Below are 19,443 nucleotides of genomic sequence, written 5' to 3' on the forward strand. Positions count from 1 at the left end.
ACTGGGTTAAGCTATATTTTATGAAACCTTTAGTTTCTATAATTATTCCATGTTATAATGCTACCCCTTGGTTGGCAGAAACTTTAAAATCCACTTTAGTGCAAACTTGGAAAAATATTGAAATTATTATAGTAGACGATGGCTCAAAAGATAACAGCCTATCCGTTGCAAAAAGCTTTGAATCTTCTCAGGTTAAAGTCATTAGTCAACTTAACCAAGGAGCTAGCGTTGCTAGGAATGCTGCATTAAAGGAAGCACAAGGAGACTTCATTCAATATCTAGATGCTGACGATTTATTAGCACCAGATAAGATAGAACTTCAACTAAACATTTTAAATTTTGATTACAACTCTCATCATGTTGCATCAGCAGAATGGGCCAGATTTTATAAAAATTCCTCGGAAGCTTTATTTATACCCCAAGCTCTGTGGAGAGATATGTCACCTGTGGAGTGGCTTGTTTGCGCCTGGGAAAATAACTTGATGATGCATCCTGCTGCTTGGTTAGTTCCACGCTGTATTGCAAATCATGTTGGTGCTTGGAATGAACAACTCTCTTTAAATGATGATGGTGAGTACTTCTGCCGTATTCTCCTTGCTAGTCAAGGAGTAAAATTTTGTTTGGGAGCTAAGTCATACTACAGATCTGGTAATTCTACTAGTCTTAGCAGTTTAAAATCACGCTTTGCTTGGGAATCTGCATTTGCGGCTTTGGAGCTTAGCACCAATAATCTATTAGCTCATGAAAATAGCCAACGTACACGCCATACTTGTGCAATAGTCTTCCAACGTTTTATTTACGAAATTTATCCAGAAGTACCAGACTTAGAGCAAAAATCAGAAAATAAGGTTCATGAATTTGGTTGTTGTAAATTAAAACCAATAGGTGGGCCAATCTTTCAGATACTTTCTTTATTTTTGGGCTGGAAGCAAGCAAAAAAGATACAGAGTTTTGCCTATAAATATGGATATAAAAAAGCTGCTTTAGGTTGGAAACTATTCAAGTTCTTAGAGAGAAGCCTCTTCAATTTGAATTCTGGCACAGTTAAATTTTTTCCATTCGATAGATAATGTCAAAAATTCTTATCTTAATCAGTGGTCATCTTTGTACATCTCCTCGTCCTCAAAAAGAAGCAGAGACACTAGCAAATACTGGGCATGATGTTACAGTGTATGGTTTCTGGTTTGACCCAGAGTTAGTAAAGCGCGATCACTTACTCATGGTCAATAAAAAATGGCGATTTGAACCCATTATCGACTTCCAAGAAACTCAAAAATTAAAAAACTGGACAATTCGGCTTCAAGGACGTTTAGCTAGAGAGAATTTTCAACGTTTTAAAATCTTTTCACCTGCACTGCTAGGCTACGGAGCAAAAGCAATGTTGAAAGCTGCTCGTAAAGCACGTGCAGATTTAACTATTGTTCATTCAGAAGCAGGGCTTTGGGTAGGTAACCAATTACTAAACGAAGGCTTTAGAGTAGGAGTAGATTTTGAAGATTGGTTTTCTGAAGACCTTTTACCAGAAGCTCGTGTTGCTCGACCAATTGACCAACTTAAGTTTCTAGAAAGCAAGCTGATAAATGAGTGTAGCTATTGTCTGACAACCTCCAAGGCTTTAGCTGAAGCTATGGCAAAAGCTTATCAAGCTCCTAAACCAACTGTTATTTATAATGTCTTCCCTTTGTCTGAGCGATCGCAGATTGAAAATCAAAAACGCGATCGACAGAATTTAAAGCTACCATCTTTACATTGGTTTTCCCAAACTATTGGGCCGGGACGGGGGCTAGAAAATCTCTTCCAATGTCTGCCTTATTTGAAGATACCAGTAGAAATCCATCTACGAGGTAACTATCCTCAAACTTACCATCCTTGGCTAGAAGCATTGATACCTTCTGGTTGGGGTAATCAAATATTTATCCATTCCTCAGTTTCTAATCATGAGTTGGTGTCCCGCATTGCTGAACATGATATTGGTTTAGCGCTGGAAACACCCTACTGTTTTAATAAACAATTTACTGCAAGTAACAAACTATGCCAGTATTTACAAGCTGGTTTAGCAGTAATTACGACTGATACTGCTGGACAAAGAGAAATTTTCTCTCAATATCCAGAAATGGGTCGATTGATTCCTAGCGATGATCCTTTAGCCTTAGCCCAAGCAATAGAAGAATTACTTCAAACACCTAGCACTTTGCAAGCTGCAAAAGATGCATCACTAAAAGCAGCTAAGGAAAAATTCTGTTGGGAAATTGAAGCTAAAAAACTCATTCAAATAGCTGAGTCTGTGCTGAATTAATATATTGTGTGAACTTAGAAATTATGAAAACTCATTCCAGCACTACACTACAAATTAATTTAGCACCTAGTGACTGGCTCCATGCAAAACATACTTTACCACATCAATTACGGCAATTTGCTCATCAGGTAGATGAAATACTATTGACTTTAGATTTACATCGTAGTGCTGGACGCTTTGCTGAAGGTTGGGAAGAAAGACTACCACAAATTAAATTATTAATTGATGAATGCTGTAATCAGTATCCTCATGCACACCTCAAAGAAGTTGATTATTCACCTGAAATAGTTGCTAAAGTAAGTGCTATGTTTTTTGGAGGTCGGTCGATTCCGCCTAAAGATTTTCGGGGTGGCCCTTTTTATTCCTACTTTTTTGGCTTATATACTGCTAAAAATAACTATATTTTTCATCTTGATTCAGACTTAATGTTTGGGGGTGGTAGTTCTACCTGGATTGCTGAAGCTGTAGATTTATTAGATCAGCGCCCTGATGTCTTAGTATGCGGGCCATTTCCAGGCCCACCAACTGCTGATGGTAGTTTGCGATCGCAAGTTGCAGCACCAGAAAAACATTATTCACCTGCTTTTCGTTTTACTTCTCTCAGTTCACGTTTTTTCATGTTAGACAGAGAGCGATTTATATCACAAATTAAGCAACTTCCTCTTAAATATCCAGCTATTCGTAGTATTATTAAAGCCATAATTGAAGGTAATTATCCCTACAATTTACCTGAAGAAATTTTAACTGAAGCTATGCTGAAAAACTCCTTAGTACGAGTTGAGTTTTTAGGCAAACCTCCTGGAATGTGGTCATTACATCCACCATACCGTTCAAAGAATTTTTATGATAATCTGCCTGAATTGATTCAGAAAGTTGAGTCTGGAGATATTCCAGAGTCTCAGCGAGGATTTCATGATGTGAATGACAGTCTAGTAGATTGGAGTAGTGCTAGAACTATATTAAAACATAATCGCTGGTGGAAACGTTTAGCCAAAAATTTACAGCGCCAACTATTGAGCAATTTGTAATTAAATAATCAATAAACTTCTAAGTCAAAAAATGGCATAAATATATAAAAAATCATGTCTATATTAAATTATAATTCCTGGTCTATTAAGTCTAAGATACGTGCATATTTTGCTCACAGGTTAGGAATACCGGAAATCCCTGTGGCACTACAACGTTTATCCCTTCTTGAATTTCAACCGAATCAAATTTTTGATGTTGGTGCTCATCAAGGTGACTTTGCTCAATGTTGTCTTAAAATCTGGCCTCAAGTAAAAATTAGCTGCTTTGAAGCGTTGGAGCACAGAGTTGTTCAGCTTCAAAAGATGGCTACAGTCAATTCAGCTATACAAGTATTTCCAGGTTTACTAGGAGCGGAAGAACTTGATAAAGTAGCACTGAATGAGTCTGAAACAGCATCTTCTATTTTAGTTGAAAATATTCCTCAAAATTTCCCTATATCTTTTCATCAAATGCGAACTGTAGATCAAATAGTTCAGAATTATTTTGGTGGTTGTGGGCCAGATTTACTCAAATTGGATGTTCAAGGATATGAATTAGAAGTACTTAAGGGTGCTGAAAAATCTTTACCAACGATTAAAGCAATACTAGCAGAAGTCAATTTACTAGATATACATGAGAATGTGCCACTATTTGCAGAGATAATTGCATGGCTAAATGAGCGTGATTGGGTGGCTTATGACATCTGTAGTTTTATCCGTCGTCCTTTGGATAAAGCTCTTTGGCAAGTAGATATGATATTCGTTCCACGTAATAGCCCACTCCGAAATGACAAACGTTGGATAGCGTGAACCATATGAAAACTATTTCTCTACCAGCACCTTTAACCTGGGTACAACCACTCAATTTTCAGCATAAGTTACAGATTTGCGATCGCCTGTGTATTGAAGGTGTGAAAATTTGAATTATAAAGTTCTAATTGTCAGTCCGCATTTCCCACCAATTAATGCCCCTGATCATCAGCGGGTACGAATGTCCCTACCTTTCCTGGAAAAATTTGGTTGGGAACCTCATATTCTCACTGTGCGACCAGAATCGGTTCAAGGTGTTCAGGACTCTATATTAGCAAAAACTATTCCCAAGCATATCCCTGTCACTTACACATCAGCATTACCCGTGGAACAAACCAAATTAATTGGTATGGGTAGCTTAGGTCTGCGATGTTTTCCTTATTTGCTTACAGCAGGCGATCGCTTACTCAGCCAACAAAAATTTGATTTAATCTACTTTTCCACTACTGTATTTATTTCTATGGTTCTGGGCCCCAGATGGCACAGATATTTTAGCATTCCTTATATCTTAGATTTTCAAGATCCCTGGCTCAGTAATTATTATAAACAATCTAGAGAAATACCTCCTGGTGGAAGATTTAAGTACGGATTTTCTCAACTCCAAGCTAAGTTTTTAGAACCCAGAGCTATAAGCAAAGTTAGCTATGTAATTAGTGTTTCACCGAAATATCCAGAAATTTTACAAAGGCGATATCCACACCTCAAACCAGAAAAGTTTACTATTTTACCTTTTGGCGCTCCAGAGACAGATTTTGAGCAACTCCCTTCCTTAAATATTCAGCAAAAAGTATTTAACCCTGATGATGGTAAGCGTCATTGGGTTTATATAGGGCGAGGCGGTAGTGATATGGCTTTGGCGTTGCGAATTCTATTTTTAGCAATCCAGTCAGAGCGTTGCAAAAATCCTCACCTGTGGCAAGCTGTTAAGTTGCATTTTGTTGGTACAAGCTATGCTCTTGATCATCGAGCAGTGAAAACAGTGGAACCAATTGCTCAAGAATTAGGTGTTGCCGATTTAGTAGAAGAACATCCTCACCGTATTCCTTATTTTGAAGCTCTGCAAACTTTAGTAGATAGCGATGCTATCTTGCTGATTGGTTCTGATGATTCTAGCTACACTGCTTCCAAGCTTTATCCTTGCATTCTGGCAAAAAAACCGCTTTTAGCGATTTTTCATGAGCAGAGTTCCGTTGTCGAAATTCTCAACCAATGTCGTGCGGGTAGATCTGTGACATTTAAACAAGGCGATCGCCCTCAAGATTTCTTAGCTAAAGTTGTGCCTGATCTTCAATGGCTTTTATCTACTCCCAAAGGCTATCAGCCAGATACAAACTGGCAAGCGTTTCAACCTTACACAGCAAAAGAAATGACTCGTAAACAATGCGCTGTTTTTGACCAAGTTCTTACAACTGCTAGCCAAGATAGATTGCTATGTCCAAAGATTTAGAATCGCTGCCTTTGTCAGTAATACAATCCTCCGTTGCCTTTGACTACAAAAGGCAAAAAAGATTACTGCGAGGGTTTTGGCTGGTAGCCTTAGCTTTATTGAGCTTTGAATTATTTTTTAGCAATACCACATCTTTAGAAAGCAATTTTGGAGCTATCCTAATTACTACTGCAGCACTGCTACCCACTTACCTGTGGTGTTCAGGAAATGCATTAGGTATGCCCATTTTTCCACTATTTGCATTGACATATATTTGGACTCATGCATTACCCTTGGTTAGCAATCACCCCACAGTTCTACAATACTCTCCTGCTAGCCATTTATTTGCCAGCATTACAGTTAGTGGATGTTTGGGATTAGGCACATTTATTTGGTTGCAGTTTGTCAAATCAGCCCCTGCTATTCCCGAGTCATACTTGGTATTAGACAGTGGTAGAGGTGAGCAGTTTTTCTTAATTTCTCTTGCAGCTTATGTTGTATTTAACATGAGCAATTTAGGAGGTTGGCTATCGCTAGATTTCAGTGTTTTTTCTATCATTCGTAGTATTATCTTAGGTTTGACATTACTGTCTACATTTGTACTTTCTTATCGTTTAGGTACTAAGGATTTATCAAAGCAGAGATCTTGGTTATTTTTATGCTTGTTAATAACAGGAATGCTAACAAGCACAGCTACTTTATTGCTTGTAGATGCAGCATCCCTATTTTTGATTGCTACAATTTCCTTTATAATTGGCAGAAAGAAATTACCAATATTACTAATTATTGTTGCTCTCATTTGTTTCTCATTTCTAAATTATGGCAAGAGTGAGATGAGAGCTAAATACTGGTTCGGAGGACAAATTGCTCAATTACAACCCTGGGATTATCCAGCTTGGTATAGTGAGTGGGCAGGCTATAGCTTGAACTATTTGTTGCAAAATCAAAATGATTATGATTCAACTGTACCTCAAAGTTCCGAGGAAAAAGCTTCATTTTTTGAAAGAGCTAGTGTAATTCAAATGCTGCTTTTGACTCAAAGTCAGAGTCCGCAAGAAATACCTTATCTTTATGGAGCAACCTATGCAATTTTGCCACAGCTATTAGTTCCCCGGATTTTAAGCACAAATAAAATTGCTAGCCATGAGGGTACTTACATATTAAACATTCACTACGGTTTACAAACGCGTGAAGATACTTTCAAAACAACTATTGGTTGGGGACTACTAGCTGAATCCTATGCCAATTTTGGTCTAGTCGGCTGTGCTGGGCTGGCCGTTTTACTTGGGTCAATTTATGGACAAGCTACTCGTTGGAGTATTAATGCACCAGTCCTCTCAGCCAGGTATCTATTTGCGATGTTAATCATGAGCTTGTCCTTTCAAAGTGAATATAGTGCAGGGGTATACGTTGCTGCTTTATTTCAATCTAGTATTTCACTGACTGGGATTGCAGTTTTATTGATGCGAGCTTATAAAGTACCACGTGTCTCTGTCTGAAGCAGAATATTTTCCCTTGGCTGATGCCTTATATTTAATGCAAACATGCGAAAGCTAGCAATTATTACTTCTCATCCAATTCAGTATTATGCACCTTGGTTTCGTTATTTAACTAATAATGCTAATTTAGCAATTAAAGTTTTTTATCTCTGGGATTTTGGCATTACTCAGCAAGTTGATGCAGGTTTTCATAAAGCACTCCAGTGGGATATTCCTTTATTAACTGGGTATGAGTATGAGTTTGTAGCAAATGTTAGTTCTAACCCAGGCACTCATCATTTTTGGGGGCTACAGAATCCAGCTTTAAGCTCACAAGTTAGCGCCTATCATCCTGATGCTGTACTATTAATGGTATACAACTATGCCAGTATCTATCGCTTTCTTGGTCAGTGGGATACTCGTCAAATACCATTAATATTTCGGGGCGATTCTCATCGGTTAATTCCTAGTCATGGCATAAAAGCAGTTATACGTCGGCAGATCATCAGCCAAATTTATCGGCGTTTTGCTGTCTGTCTCTATGTAGGCAAAGCCAACTATGATTACTTTCAATATCATAATGTACCCAGTAATAAGCTACTTTTCTCGCCCCATGCAGTAGATAGCGATCGCTTTTTGAGCCAAGCTGAAACAGCAAAACAGCAAGCTATTGCTTGGAAACAAGAAATTGGCATTCCTCAAGACCATGCAGTTATTTTATTTGCAGGCAAGTTTGAAGCTAAAAAACGTCCTGTAGATTTACTTCAGGCTTTTTTACAAGCCAAACTTGACCGTGTATCATTACTATTTGTAGGCGATGGCAACCTAGAAAAAGAGTTAAAATCCCAAGCATTAGGACAGGAAAATATTTACTTTGTCCCTTTCCAAAACCAATCTTTAATGCCACGTACCTACGCAATTGCAGATTTAGTAGTGCTACCTAGCTATGGCAACTATGAAACTTGGGGTTTGGCGATTAACGAAGCAATGTGCTTAAGCCGACCAGTAATTGTCAGTACTCATGTCGGTTGCGCTCAAGACTTGGTTCATCCAGGGAAAAATGGTTTAATTTTTCCTGCTGGCGATGTATCTGCATTAGCGCAAAGCCTGCAAGAAGCATTTTCAGATAGACAACGCTTACATTCTTGGGGAGAAGAAGGCCGCCGTATCGTATCCGACTACAGTTATATGCAAGCAACACAAGGATTAAACCAAGCACTAAATTACATTATCAAGAGCAAAATTAATATTCCTGCTGTTGCCTAGCAATAAATTTAATTATTATATAAAAATTGCTATGAAATCTAAAAAATACCAACCTCATCAAAATGCAAACTCGTTCTGATGGAAAGCAATTCCATCTATGGCTTCCTAATATTTTTGAATTTAAAGGTGGTATCCAGGTTTATTCAGCGTTTTATTTACAGGCATTGCAAACGCTTTATCCTCAAAGCCAGTATGATGTTTTTCTCAAGCATGATGTAAAAGCATCATCGGATATCTCCTATTTGCCTACGACAAAATTTCATTTTACTGGAACCTATCCACAGAAAATTCGTACACCTTTTTTCGTTGGCAAAATTATTACTCAAGCACTGATAAAGCGCCCTAATTTAGTAATTGCAACTCACCTAAATTTCGCGATGGGTGCTTACTTTTTAAAACTTCTAACAAATATTCCATACTGGACAATAGCTCACGGTGTAGAAGCTTGGGATATTAAAAACCCTATTTTGAAAACTGCTTTAAACCATGCAGATCTCATTTTAGCCGTTAGTAGCTACACCCGCGATCGCCTAATTCAAGAACAAAATCTTAATCCTAGTAAAATCTCTATCTTACCCAACACATTTGATCCCAATCGGTTCCAATCTGCACCAAAACCTAGCTATTTACTAGAACGGTATAAACTCAAAGCGGAACAACCGATAATATTGACTGTAGCACGGCTAGCAGAGCTTGAGCGTTATAAAGGATATGACCAAATTTTAAAAGCACTACCTCACATTCGTTCGATGATTCCTGATGTCCACTATATGATTGTCGGCAAAGGGAATGACAGAAGCAGAATTGAGGAATTAATAGTTCAATTAGGGTTACAAAACTGTGTTACCTTAACTGGATTTGTTCCTGATGAAGAGCTTTGTGATTACTATAATCTTTGTGATGTTTTTGCTATGCCTAGTAAAAGGGAAGGGTTTGGCATTGTCTATTTGGAAGCTCTAGGTTGTGGCAAACCTGTTTTAGCTGGTAACCAAGATGGTGCAATTGATGCTCTGTGTAATGGTGAACTTGGTGCATTGGTTAATCCTGATGATGTGGGAGAAATCGCCAAAACATTAATTCAAATTCTACAAGGCACCTATCCCAATCGTCTAATATATCAGCCAGAAAATTTACGTCAAAAAGTTATTGATACTTTTGGATTTGAGCGTTTCCAAATAACTCTGGATAAGCATTTAAATCATCATTTTAAATCCACAATCAACAACTAAATTTATATATGTGTGGAATTGGCGGCATTCTGACAACTAATCAGTATCATAATAGTTTAGAAAAGATAATTCAGAGAATACAAACTCATCTCAAGCATCGTGGGCCAGATGATAATGGTATTTATGTCTCTAATGACAGACAAGCTGCTTTCGCCCATACTCGTTTAGCAATTCTCGACCTTAGCCCTGCTGGACATCAACCGATGTCTACTGCCGATCAACGATATTGGATAACCTTCAACGGTGAAATTTATAACTTTCAAGAACTACGGCAGAATTTGATTGCTCAAGGTGAACAGTTTCATTCTCAAACAGATACAGAAGTTATTCTGAAACTTTATCAAAGAATGGGTTCTGATTGTGTCCAACATTTACGCGGAATGTTCGCCTTTGCTATTTGGGATGACTGGGAAAAAACTTGTTTTTTAGCTCGCGATCCTTTAGGAATTAAACCTCTTTACTATTGGCGCTCTGGTTCAACTTTAGTCTTTGCTTCAGAACTCAGAGCAGTTTTAGCATCTGGGTTACCTACTGTTCAAATGAGCATACAAGGGTTATATGGTTATCTTGTTAGTGGCTCAGTTCCAGAACCATATACCCTCATTGAAGATGTTCATTGTTTAGATGCTGGTAACTGGCTATATTGGCAAGGTCAAAAAATTACCAAAAAGCAGTACTGGCAAATCAACTTTACACCCCAAATAATTTCGGCTACAGATGCTCAAGAAATAGTTCGTGCTGCTTTAGTTGATTCTATTCAACATCATTTTATTAGTGATGTGCCTGTAGGTATTTTTCTCAGTGGTGGTATTGATTCAACAACAGTTCTAGCACTAGCAACCCAGACCCAAGATCAACAATTATCTACATACTCAATAGCTTTTGAAGAAGGTCAATGGAATGAAGGAGGTATTTCTCAAGAAGTTGCAAAATTCTTTGGTGCTAAACATACAGAATATAAAATTACAGCATCATCTGCTAAAACTTTATTGCCTAATTTCTTAGCAGCTATTGATCAACCTAGTGTTGATGGATTTAATACTTTTTGTATATCTAAAATTGCCCATGAAAATGGGATGAAAGTAGTACTATCTGGACTGGGTGGAGATGAAGTTTTTGGTGGATATCATTCATTCCAAAAAATTCCACGCATGGTGAACTGGGGTAAGCAAATAAGATTATTACCTCTTGTTGGAGCTAGCATAGGTATGAGTTTAGCAAATTGGGGCAGTTCACCCAAAATGAAACGATTAGGTGATTTTCTAGAGCAAGAACCGACATTATCAGATGCTTATCGCACGTTTCGAGGCATTTTTTCCAATAAAGAAGCTTGTGCAATTATTCAACAATATGTAGGTGACAAGATTTTTGTGAAAGATAGCCCCTCCACGATCAGTTTTCCAGCAAAAGTGTCTACACCAGAAGATGAAGTCAGCTTGCTAGAATTAAGTTGCTATATGCGGAATCAATTACTCCGAGACAGTGATGTTATGAGTATGAGATGGGGATTAGAATTGCGGGTACCTTTAGTAGATACAGCTTTGCTAGAGGCAGTAGCACCTATACCTAGTAATATCCGTTTAGCTTATGGTAAACAACTCTTAGTTCAAGCTGTACCAGAATTACCTGACTGGGTGACTAAGCGTCGTAAACAAGGATTTTCTTTTCCCTTTGAACAATGGATGTTAGGTGAATTTGGTGAATATTTCGCTAACTTAAATATTCTCAAAAATATCCCTCTTGAACCTTGGTATCGTCGCTGGAGTTTAGTAATACTTAAGTTGTGGTGGGAAAAGTTTCAGCATGAAGTCAATTAAAGTATATTAAGCATTCTGATCCTAGATTTTTTTGTAACCTGATACTAATATTTATTTTTCAAAAAAACTAATAATGTCAACAAATGCAACATTGGTTGATCAGATTTCTGTTTGCCAAGTAGTAGCTAGTATTAATGAAAATGTTGGTGGGCCTGCTTATTCAGTTACTAATTTAGCTCAAGTATTATATCAATATAATATTAATTCCCATTTATTCACGCTTGATTATCAATGTCACGGTAAACAAATTGTAACTACTGAAGTTCAAGTTCATAGTCAAAAAGCTTCTAAAGTCGCAAAATATTTTAGAGGGTTTCAACCTCAAGCTAGCAATTACTTATTCAATTTAGCCGCAAAAGATTTAGATATAATTCATAATCATGGTTTATGGATGTTTCCTAATCTTTATGCAAGACAAGCAGCAGTTATTAACAAGATTAATTTAGTTATTTCTCCTAGAGGAATGCTAGAATCTTGGTCATTAAATAATAGCTGGTATAAAAAATGGTTAGCATGGATTTTATACGAAAAAGAAAATTTAAACTGTGCTACAGCTTTCCATGCCACTTCTGCGGAAGAGGTAAATTCTATTCGTAAATTAGGATATCGACAACCCATTGCTCTCATTCCTAATGGGATTAACATTCCTAGTTTAGAAGAGCAATATAGCCGACAAATATTAATTGATATATTCCCGAAATTAGCTGATAAAAAATGGTTACTTTTTTTATCAAGGGTACACCCTAAAAAAGGTTTAAATCATTTAATAGATGTTTGGCAATCTCTTGTTAATCAATTTCCTGATTGGCATCTAATTATTGCTGGGCCAGACTTAATTGGCTACCAAGAAAAGTTAGAATTACAAGTAGAACAGTTAAATTTGAAAAAAAAAGTCACCTTTACTGGGATGCTATCAGGACAACATAAATTCTCTGCACTCAGTAATGCTGACGTATTCGTTTTACCAACGCATTCAGAAAATTTTGGGATTGCAGTCGCAGAGTCTTTAGCTTATGGTGTGCCTGTTATTACTACTAAAGGTGCCCCTTGGGAGGATTTACAGCACTACGGATGTGGTTGGTGGATCGAAGATAATCAGCAAGCACTAAAGCAAGCTTTAGTTGATGCAATGCAGATGTCTGAACAACAACGGCAAGTGATGGGTTTGAAAGGGCGAGATTTAGTACAAGCTAAATACTCTTGGAATTCAATTGCTCAAGAAATGGCAAATGTATACCAATGGATTCTTGATGGTGGTCAACCCCCCACTTGCGTTCAACTTTACAATTCTTAGGAATACAAAACTGTGATTATTAATATTGCAACAGGCCCGTGGTTACCTGTTCCGGCAGTGCAAGGAGGCGCTATTCCTCGCCTGTGGCAAGGTCTAGCAGAAGAATTTGCTGCTAGAGGCCATCAAGTAAGTATTCTCTGCCGTTCTTATCCAAGTCAGCCTCACACGGAGGTAATTAATGGTGTGCAATACATTCGACATGGAGGATTTCCACAAAGCACTAATATTACCCTAGACTTACTTAAAGACTTCTTTTATAGCTTGTTGACATTTCCTAGATTACCTCATGCTGATATTTTAGTTATCAACGACTTTTGGCTACCTATATTTGCATGTTTACGTCCTAAAGCAGGTAAGGTTGTAATTAATGCTAACCGCTTTCCTAAAGGACAGTATTGGTTATATGCAGGAACCAGTTTTTTTGCAGTTGCATCACAAGCTATTCAGGAAGCTATTGCTAAAGAATATCCTGCGGCTATATCTCGGATGGAAATTATCCCTAATCCTATTGATACTCGCATATTTTCACCAAGTACTCAGCCAAAATTAGCTCGAAAAGAAAAGCTCATTTTATATGTAGGTAGAATTCATCCAGAGAAGGGAGTACATCTTCTATTAGATGCGTTTTCAATTTTATCACAGAAAATTTCCACAGTGAAATTAAGAATTATTGGCCCTATAAAAGAAAATCAAGGTGGTGGTGGTGATACATATTTACGCAAACTTGATGCACAATCTGTCGGCTTAAGTGTAGAATTTTTAGAACCTATTTTTAATATATATAAGTTAGCAGAAGCTTATCGAGAAGCTGATATTTTTTGCTATCCTTCATTGGCAGAAAAAGGCGAATCTTTTGGAGTTGCGCCACTAGAAGCAATGGCATCGGGTCTGGTTCCCGTCGTATCAGACTTAGCTTGCTTTAAGGACTTTATTGAAGATGGTAAAACTGGTTACTTTTTTAATCATCGGACTGTTGATGCCGCTAAAAATCTATCAGATAAATTATTTTCAGCAATAATTGATTCTGATAATAATAACACTATGAGTATACAAGCTACTCAAAAAGCTCAAGAATTTAATTATGAGCAAGTTACCCAAAGATATCTTGCTGATTTTGAAAAAATATTACTATTCAAAAATAGCAGCTTCTAATATGCAAAATAAAACTATACAAGATTTTTATGGTGCTGAACGTAGGCAACCATTTGAAGCTTTAAGTAGATATTTTCCTTCAATTATGGGTTCTGTTATGGTTGTTAAAGTTCGTAAATAGTAGATATGCTAAATGAAGTAACACCTCTTATTCTTACTTATAATGAAGCTCCTAATATTTCTCGTACGCTTCAAAGCTTGACTTGGGCAAAGACTATTGTTGTTATCGATAGTTACAGCACAGATGCTACTTTGGAAATTTTATCTTCTCACCATCAAGTAAAAGTTTTTCAAAGAAAGTTTGATTCTTTTGCTGCTCAGTGTAATTTTGGAATAGAAAAAGTTACATCTGAATGGATACTATCATTAGATGCTGATTATATAATAAGTGATGAGTTAATTAATGAAATTCATTCATTATCAGCAGAGCCTAATATAGATAGTTATAAAGTCAGATTCAAGTATTGTATCTTTGGTAAGCCCTTGCATGGTACATTACTGCCACCAAGAGCAGTTTTATATAAAAAAGCAAAAGCAATTTATCAAGATGACGGTCACGCTCATCGTGTCAGCATAGAGGGAAATTCTTCACTACTTTCGGGCTACATATATCATGACGATCGCAAACCTCTAAGTCGTTGGCTATGGGCGCAGGATCGCTACATGGTAATAGAGGCGAAGAAGTTGCTACAGACACCAAGTAGCGAACTCAGTTTGGGCGATCGCATTCGTAAACAGAAGATACTCGCCCCCATCATCATATTTTTCTACTGCCTGATTATCAAAGGTGGGATTCTGGATGGCTGGCGAGGTTTTTACTATGCGTTTCAGCGTGTGTTAGCAGAATTACTATTGGCTATTAATATTATTGAAGCTGAAAAAGGAAAAATTAATGATTCTGCACCTAGTCATACATCGGTAATAGATAGGGCTGATGGTGGTACTAGTCAATATCAATCTCTGAGTAATAGCGATCGCCTCTACCTTATCTCAACTAAGCAATCTATGCATCTAGATAACTATACTCTGGGCAGTTATACCCCAGGCGCACCCTACTGGAAGCAAGTTTTGTGGCATTTCCTGGGGTCACCTATAGTTGAAAGCAATTGGCTACCATTTTCCAATCTGAAGGTTTGGGTACTTCGCAGTTTTGGCGCTAGGATTGGACAAAAAGTCCGCTTTAAATCAGGAGTGCGGGTAAAGTTTCCTTGGCGTTTAACCATTGGTGATTTCGTTTGGATTGGAGAAGATACTTGGATTGATAACCTTGCATCTGTGGTGATTGAAAATCATGTATGTTTATCGCAAGGTGTTTATCTCTGCACTGGCAATCATGATTGGTACCATCCAGATTTTAAACTAATTCCTGAACAAATCTATATTCAAGAAAGTAGTTGGATTGCAGCTAAGTCGGTAATTGGCCCAGGAGTGACAGTAGGAAAGGGAGCAGTTCTAGCATTAGGAGGAGTGACAGGACGCTCTTTAGAAGCAATGACAATTTATGCAGGTAACCCAGCGCAACCTGTCAAGAGCAGAGTTCAGGAAAAAGTAGAAGATGTACTTCAGATCTCCCCAGCAGATGAATTCATTCATACCCGTCACATTCTTGATGAGGATTTGCTTGGGGAATGGGAACTAGAGACTAGTGAAGAATAAATGTGGAAGCGATCGCCCTGCAATTCACGATGGCTGAAACCCTGTTTATTGAATCAATTGCCAAAAGCTTTTGATCTACGTGAGAGTATATGCCAGTTGCGTAAGTTCTGAATAATTAAGCTGTTAATCACCTAGATAAAATATTTTTGCGTTAGGGCTGTCTGCCTAGGGTCAAGAGGAGCAAGTCACATGTGGAGGTTCCCGACGCTCGTTCGCGTAGCGTCTCCCCTTCTCCCAAAGGGAGAGGCTGCGCCAAGGGAGATGACTCGCTACTGCTTCGCTATCGGTTGAGTGAACTGACGTTCAAAAGTCCGAGCTATCCTTTGACCCTGGACTCTTGAGAGTTGACAACCTGAGTGAGAAATATACAAGTTTATTCGCCTAATAGCTTATTCAATTAGTTAAATATTATACAGCTTGATTAAGTGACTATGAAGCACGCTTATACTGATACAAACTATTTGAATGTAAAAATGCGGACTCAAGCAAAACTAACTGCTACGGCTAAATTTTTCACTCATACTCAATCTAGTTGTATTGTATTCATGAGTTCTTGTTATGAACCTTGGGGCGGCAGCGAAGAGCTTTGGTCAGCAACAGCAAAGTATTTACAGCGACAAGGAAATCAGACATACGTTTTTAAGATCAATGTTGACAAGACTCATTCCCGAGTTGCTGAATTAGAACAAGCTGGAATTGTAATTATTGACACCCTTGTTTTACAACGCAATTCTCGTCGGATTGTGAATCGAATTCTTGGGCGTTTAGGTCGCGTGCAGATTGTGAAGCAAGTTCGTCAACGTTTAGGTCATTTGCATCTGTTCCTCAATCCCTGCTTACCAGGACAGTGGCGCTCTACTAATACCTCTCGACTCTCCCCATTAGCAAGGCAATTGGGGCAATTGCAACCTACTTTGGTAGTCATTTCTCAGGGAGAGAATTTTGATGGCTTGGCATTTGCTGAACTTTGCCAGCAGATGAAACTACCTTACGTGATTCTCTCTGAAAAAGCAGGGGAAGATCGCTGGCCTGGTGATCACTTACGTCCCCTAATGCGAAAGGCTTTTCAGGAAGCGAAGAAATGCTTTTTTGTGTCTCAGCACAACCTATGTTTGACCCAAATGCAAGTAAGTCAAAAGTTATCTCATGCTGAGGTAATCAGAAATCCATATCTAACACCCGTAGCAAGTGCTTTGCCTTGGAAGCATCCAGAGGATGGTTGCTTTAAACTCGCATGTGTTGCTCGTCTGTGGTTGTTTGATAAAGGGCAAGACATCTTATTACAGGTGTTGGCGCAAAAAAAGTGGAGACAGCGCAACCTACATATTACATTCTTTGGGGAGGGAGCTAATCGAGAAGGGTTGATAGAGATGGCAGATTTCCTAGGGGTGAAAAACGTGAGCTTCCCTGGCTTTGTGGAAAATATTGTGGAAGTTTGGCGGAATTTTCATGGCTTAATTCTACCCTCCCGCGCTGAAGGATTACCCATAGCATTGGTCGAAGCTATGATGTGTGGCAGATTAGGGATTGTAACTAATGTTGGGGGTGTCTCAGAAGTAGTTACCAATAATATTACAGGGTTTGTGGCTCAAGAACCCTCCTGCCAAGCAATTGATGAAGTGCTAGAGCGGGCATGGCAACGTCGATATGAATGGGAGCAAATTGGTCACAAAGCTGCTCAATCGATTCGAGAAATTATTCCACCTGATCCAGATGGCGTATTTGCACATAAACTCTTGCAACTTTGTCAGACATCTGAAAATGTCAGCGAAATCGATGCCGTCAGCCTCTCAAAATTTTCCTCTATGTCATTATGACTGCACCTGATCCCTTAAATCGTCAGAGATCGTTATCAACAGATGACCATGTTCCCCTAACTCCCCTGAAAATTCTTAGCAGTGGCAGCCAGTTACAATACCGTCAGCGATTTCTCAGAGAAGCACTTTGTGATCTGCTTTCTTCCACCGAAATCGCAAAGCGAATATTTCTTCAGGGCATTGCTCAACGCTATCGCTATTCTTCGCTTGGTCTCTTCTGGGCATTTATGCCCTCAGTGATGATTGCAGTCTTGCTAACTGTTGGGCAGCGGGCACAAATTCCTGGTTTAACTAGGGGTGCAATTCCACCTCAAGTTTATGGCATCTTTGGTTTGATCATGATGCAAACTTTTCTGGAAGCGATGCAGAGCCAGCGAATGTTCCTAAGCCGCTATAGCCATTTGCTGATTAGGCAAAAAATTCCAGTTGAAGGGCTAATTTTATCAGGTTTAGCTGAGGCTAACTTTGCTTTTATCGTCCGCTTGCCAGTGATCATCGCTATGTTTCTGTTTTTCAATATCTCACCTGCGGCTACAGTTCTACTGTCATTCTTGGGCTTTTTCACCATCATTGCTTTAGGTGCTGGATTAGGGCTATTTCTTGCTCCCTGGAATGTACTCAGTCGAGATCTGGAAAGTCTGATGTATTTCTTTCCTTGGTTGCTCTTCGGTGTCACCCCTGTTTTTGTAGCAGTGCAACCAAAAAGTTGGGCTTATCACCTCTATTGGTTGAATCCGCTTACCCATGTGTTAGAAGCAACCCGTTGGTTGGCTTATGGGGTGGGAGAAATTAGTGCGTTTGCCCTACTGTTATTCCCACTAGGAATACTGTGGTTAGTCAGTGGTTGGTTGTTTTGTCGGCTTTGTTTGCCCTATATTATTGAGCGATCGCTTATTTAGCTGATGGCACACATTCTTTTAGAAGCAGAGCATTTATCTAAACGCTTCTGTCGCCGTCCAGAGCTAGCATTGCGTTACACTGCCCAGGATATTTTGCGGGAGTTTCGCCGTTCTCCCTGGGGAGATGATCGTTTGCGTCCTGGTGAATTTTGGGCAACACGGGATGTAAATCTACAGTTGTATGCTGGCGAGGTTCTGGGGTTAGTTGGGCACAATGGTGCAGGTAAGAGTACATTACTGAATTTGCTCACCGGGATTCTGCGCCCAACATTGGGACAAGTCCGTTGGTACACCGATCAAATTGTCCTGATGGATGGTGATTCAGGACTGAATCCAATTCAGACAGGACGAGAGAATATCTACAACAAATTATCCCTACATGGAGTCAGCAATAGCCTAATTGACAAAGGTCTTGATGAGATTATCCATTACTCTGGTATCGGTAACTTTATTGATGCGCCAGTAGGTACTTATAGTACAGGTATGAGGTTACGACTGGCATTTTCGATTTACACACAATTACAACCAGATGTTTTTATTATCGATGAAGCCTTAGGAGGGGGAGATATTCGCTTTCGCCAAAAGTTTGAAAATTATTTGCGAGACTACATCACAAAAGGCGGGGCAATTTTACTGATTTCTCACGACTTGTTCATCATGCAGTCACTTTGTCACCGTTGCGTTCTCTTGAATGAAGGACAGGTAGTAAGTACAGGCCCAACAATGGAAATTCTTCACGCTTATTACGAACTAATGCAAGTGCGAGAAGAAGACTACCAGCAAGCGATAAATCTGCCTTTACCAACTCAGTCAGAAGTAGAAATACAGGAAATGCCTGTGTTAGGAAAGCAATTTGGTGCGGTTGAGATTCAGCAGTTTGAAATCTATGGATTAGATGGAGGGGAAATTCGACCAGGATGCAAAGTTCGGTTTCGCCTAGTCTGTCATTCTCAGATTACATATCCTCGGATTGTTTTGGGCTTCTCCCTAGGACAGGCTGATTTGTCTCCTTTAGCAGTGGTGTTGGGAGGCTACGGCGATCGCTCTTACAGTTTGCAAGTCGGGGAAAATGAATTTTGTGGCACTATCGATAATTTACCTCTGATGCCTGGTCGCTATCAACTGATTGCTTCGGTGCTTGAGTGCGAGACACAAGCCTTATTAGGACTTAAAGGTTATGAAGATGCTCCATTTATCTTTGAGGTCAAGAGCTATATTGACCCAGCCCTGCAACTTGCTCAAGGTCAAAAAGCGATCTTCTATCTCCCTATCAACTGGGAATAATACACAATTCAA

General features: G+C 38.9%; 14 protein-coding genes and 2 pseudogenes. All 16 read left to right on the top strand.

The features are described 5' to 3' along the window. Positions 1-20 precede the first annotated feature (20 nt). Positions 21-1,070, top strand: a complete 1,050-nt coding sequence (locus HGR01_RS33690) for a glycosyltransferase family 2 protein (protein ID WP_045867966.1) — start codon at positions 21-23, stop codon at positions 1,068-1,070. Next, positions 1,070-2,296, top strand: coding sequence for a glycosyltransferase (locus tag HGR01_RS33695; RefSeq protein WP_045867965.1), 1,227 nt, complete (start codon positions 1,070-1,072; stop codon positions 2,294-2,296). The genes HGR01_RS33690 and HGR01_RS33695 overlap by 1 nt, the downstream gene beginning before the upstream one ends. Positions 2,297-2,319: 23 nt before the next feature. Next, positions 2,320-3,324, top strand: coding sequence for a hypothetical protein (locus HGR01_RS33700; protein WP_045868840.1), 1,005 nt, complete (start codon positions 2,320-2,322; stop codon positions 3,322-3,324). A 54-nt stretch (positions 3,325-3,378) separates the two neighbouring features. After that, a complete protein-coding gene (locus HGR01_RS33705; RefSeq protein WP_081583878.1) occupies positions 3,379-4,113 on the top strand; it encodes an FkbM family methyltransferase in 735 nt (244 codons plus the stop codon). A 109-nt stretch (positions 4,114-4,222) separates the two neighbouring features. Next, entirely contained in the window at positions 4,223-5,560 is a 1,338-nt protein-coding gene (locus HGR01_RS33710; RefSeq protein WP_045867963.1) for a hypothetical protein, read from the top strand. After that, positions 5,545-7,038 (top strand): hypothetical protein, encoded by a 1,494-nt coding sequence (locus tag HGR01_RS33715; protein ID WP_045867962.1) that lies wholly within the window; start codon positions 5,545-5,547, stop codon positions 7,036-7,038. The genes HGR01_RS33710 and HGR01_RS33715 overlap by 16 nt, the downstream gene beginning before the upstream one ends. 45 nt (positions 7,039-7,083) lie before the next feature. Then, the gene (locus HGR01_RS33720; protein WP_045867961.1) at positions 7,084-8,283 is read left to right on the top strand and encodes a glycosyltransferase family 4 protein; all 1,200 of its coding nucleotides are present in this window, start codon (positions 7,084-7,086) and stop codon (positions 8,281-8,283) included. Positions 8,284-8,345: 62 nt separating this feature from the next. Then, complete coding sequence (locus HGR01_RS33725; RefSeq protein WP_045867960.1) at positions 8,346-9,512, top strand: glycosyltransferase; 1,167 nt, start codon at positions 8,346-8,348, stop codon at positions 9,510-9,512. An 8-nt stretch (positions 9,513-9,520) separates the two neighbouring features. Then, a complete protein-coding gene (gene asnB, locus HGR01_RS33730) occupies positions 9,521-11,329 on the top strand; it encodes an asparagine synthase (glutamine-hydrolyzing) (protein WP_045867959.1) in 1,809 nt (602 codons plus the stop codon). A 73-nt stretch (positions 11,330-11,402) separates the two neighbouring features. After that, positions 11,403-12,623 carry a glycosyltransferase gene (locus HGR01_RS33735; protein WP_045867958.1) on the top strand — a complete coding sequence of 407 codons (1,221 nt, stop codon included), beginning with the start codon at positions 11,403-11,405 and terminating at the stop codon, positions 12,621-12,623. Positions 12,624-12,635: 12 nt separating this feature from the next. Then, positions 12,636-13,775, top strand: coding sequence for a glycosyltransferase family 4 protein (locus HGR01_RS33740; RefSeq protein WP_045867957.1), 1,140 nt, complete (start codon positions 12,636-12,638; stop codon positions 13,773-13,775). A gap of 126 nt (positions 13,776-13,901) precedes the next feature. Further along, positions 13,902-14,657 (top strand): annotated as a pseudogene (locus tag HGR01_RS33745) (glycosyltransferase family 2 protein); the annotation flags it as partial. A 123-nt stretch (positions 14,658-14,780) separates the two neighbouring features. Further along, positions 14,781-15,311: pseudogene (locus HGR01_RS33750) on the top strand (WcaF family extracellular polysaccharide biosynthesis acetyltransferase); the annotation flags it as partial. Between the two features lie 593 nt (positions 15,312-15,904). After that, positions 15,905-17,248 carry a glycosyltransferase gene (locus HGR01_RS33755; RefSeq protein ID WP_045868838.1) on the top strand — a complete coding sequence of 448 codons (1,344 nt, stop codon included), beginning with the start codon at positions 15,905-15,907 and terminating at the stop codon, positions 17,246-17,248. After that, on the top strand, positions 17,245-18,147 hold the full coding sequence (locus tag HGR01_RS33760; protein ID WP_096621917.1) for an ABC transporter permease: 903 nt from the start codon (positions 17,245-17,247) through the stop codon (positions 18,145-18,147). Before HGR01_RS33755 ends, HGR01_RS33760 begins: the two co-directional genes overlap by 4 nt. Positions 18,148-18,150: 3 nt before the next feature. Continuing rightward, a complete protein-coding gene (locus HGR01_RS33765; RefSeq protein ID WP_052335048.1) occupies positions 18,151-19,431 on the top strand; it encodes an ABC transporter ATP-binding protein in 1,281 nt (426 codons plus the stop codon). The last annotated feature ends 12 nt before the right edge of the window (positions 19,432-19,443 follow it).

Origin of the sequence: Tolypothrix sp. PCC 7712, assembly GCF_025860405.1 — a bacterium.
Lineage (GTDB): Bacteria > Cyanobacteriota > Cyanobacteriia > Cyanobacteriales > Nostocaceae > Aulosira > Aulosira diplosiphon.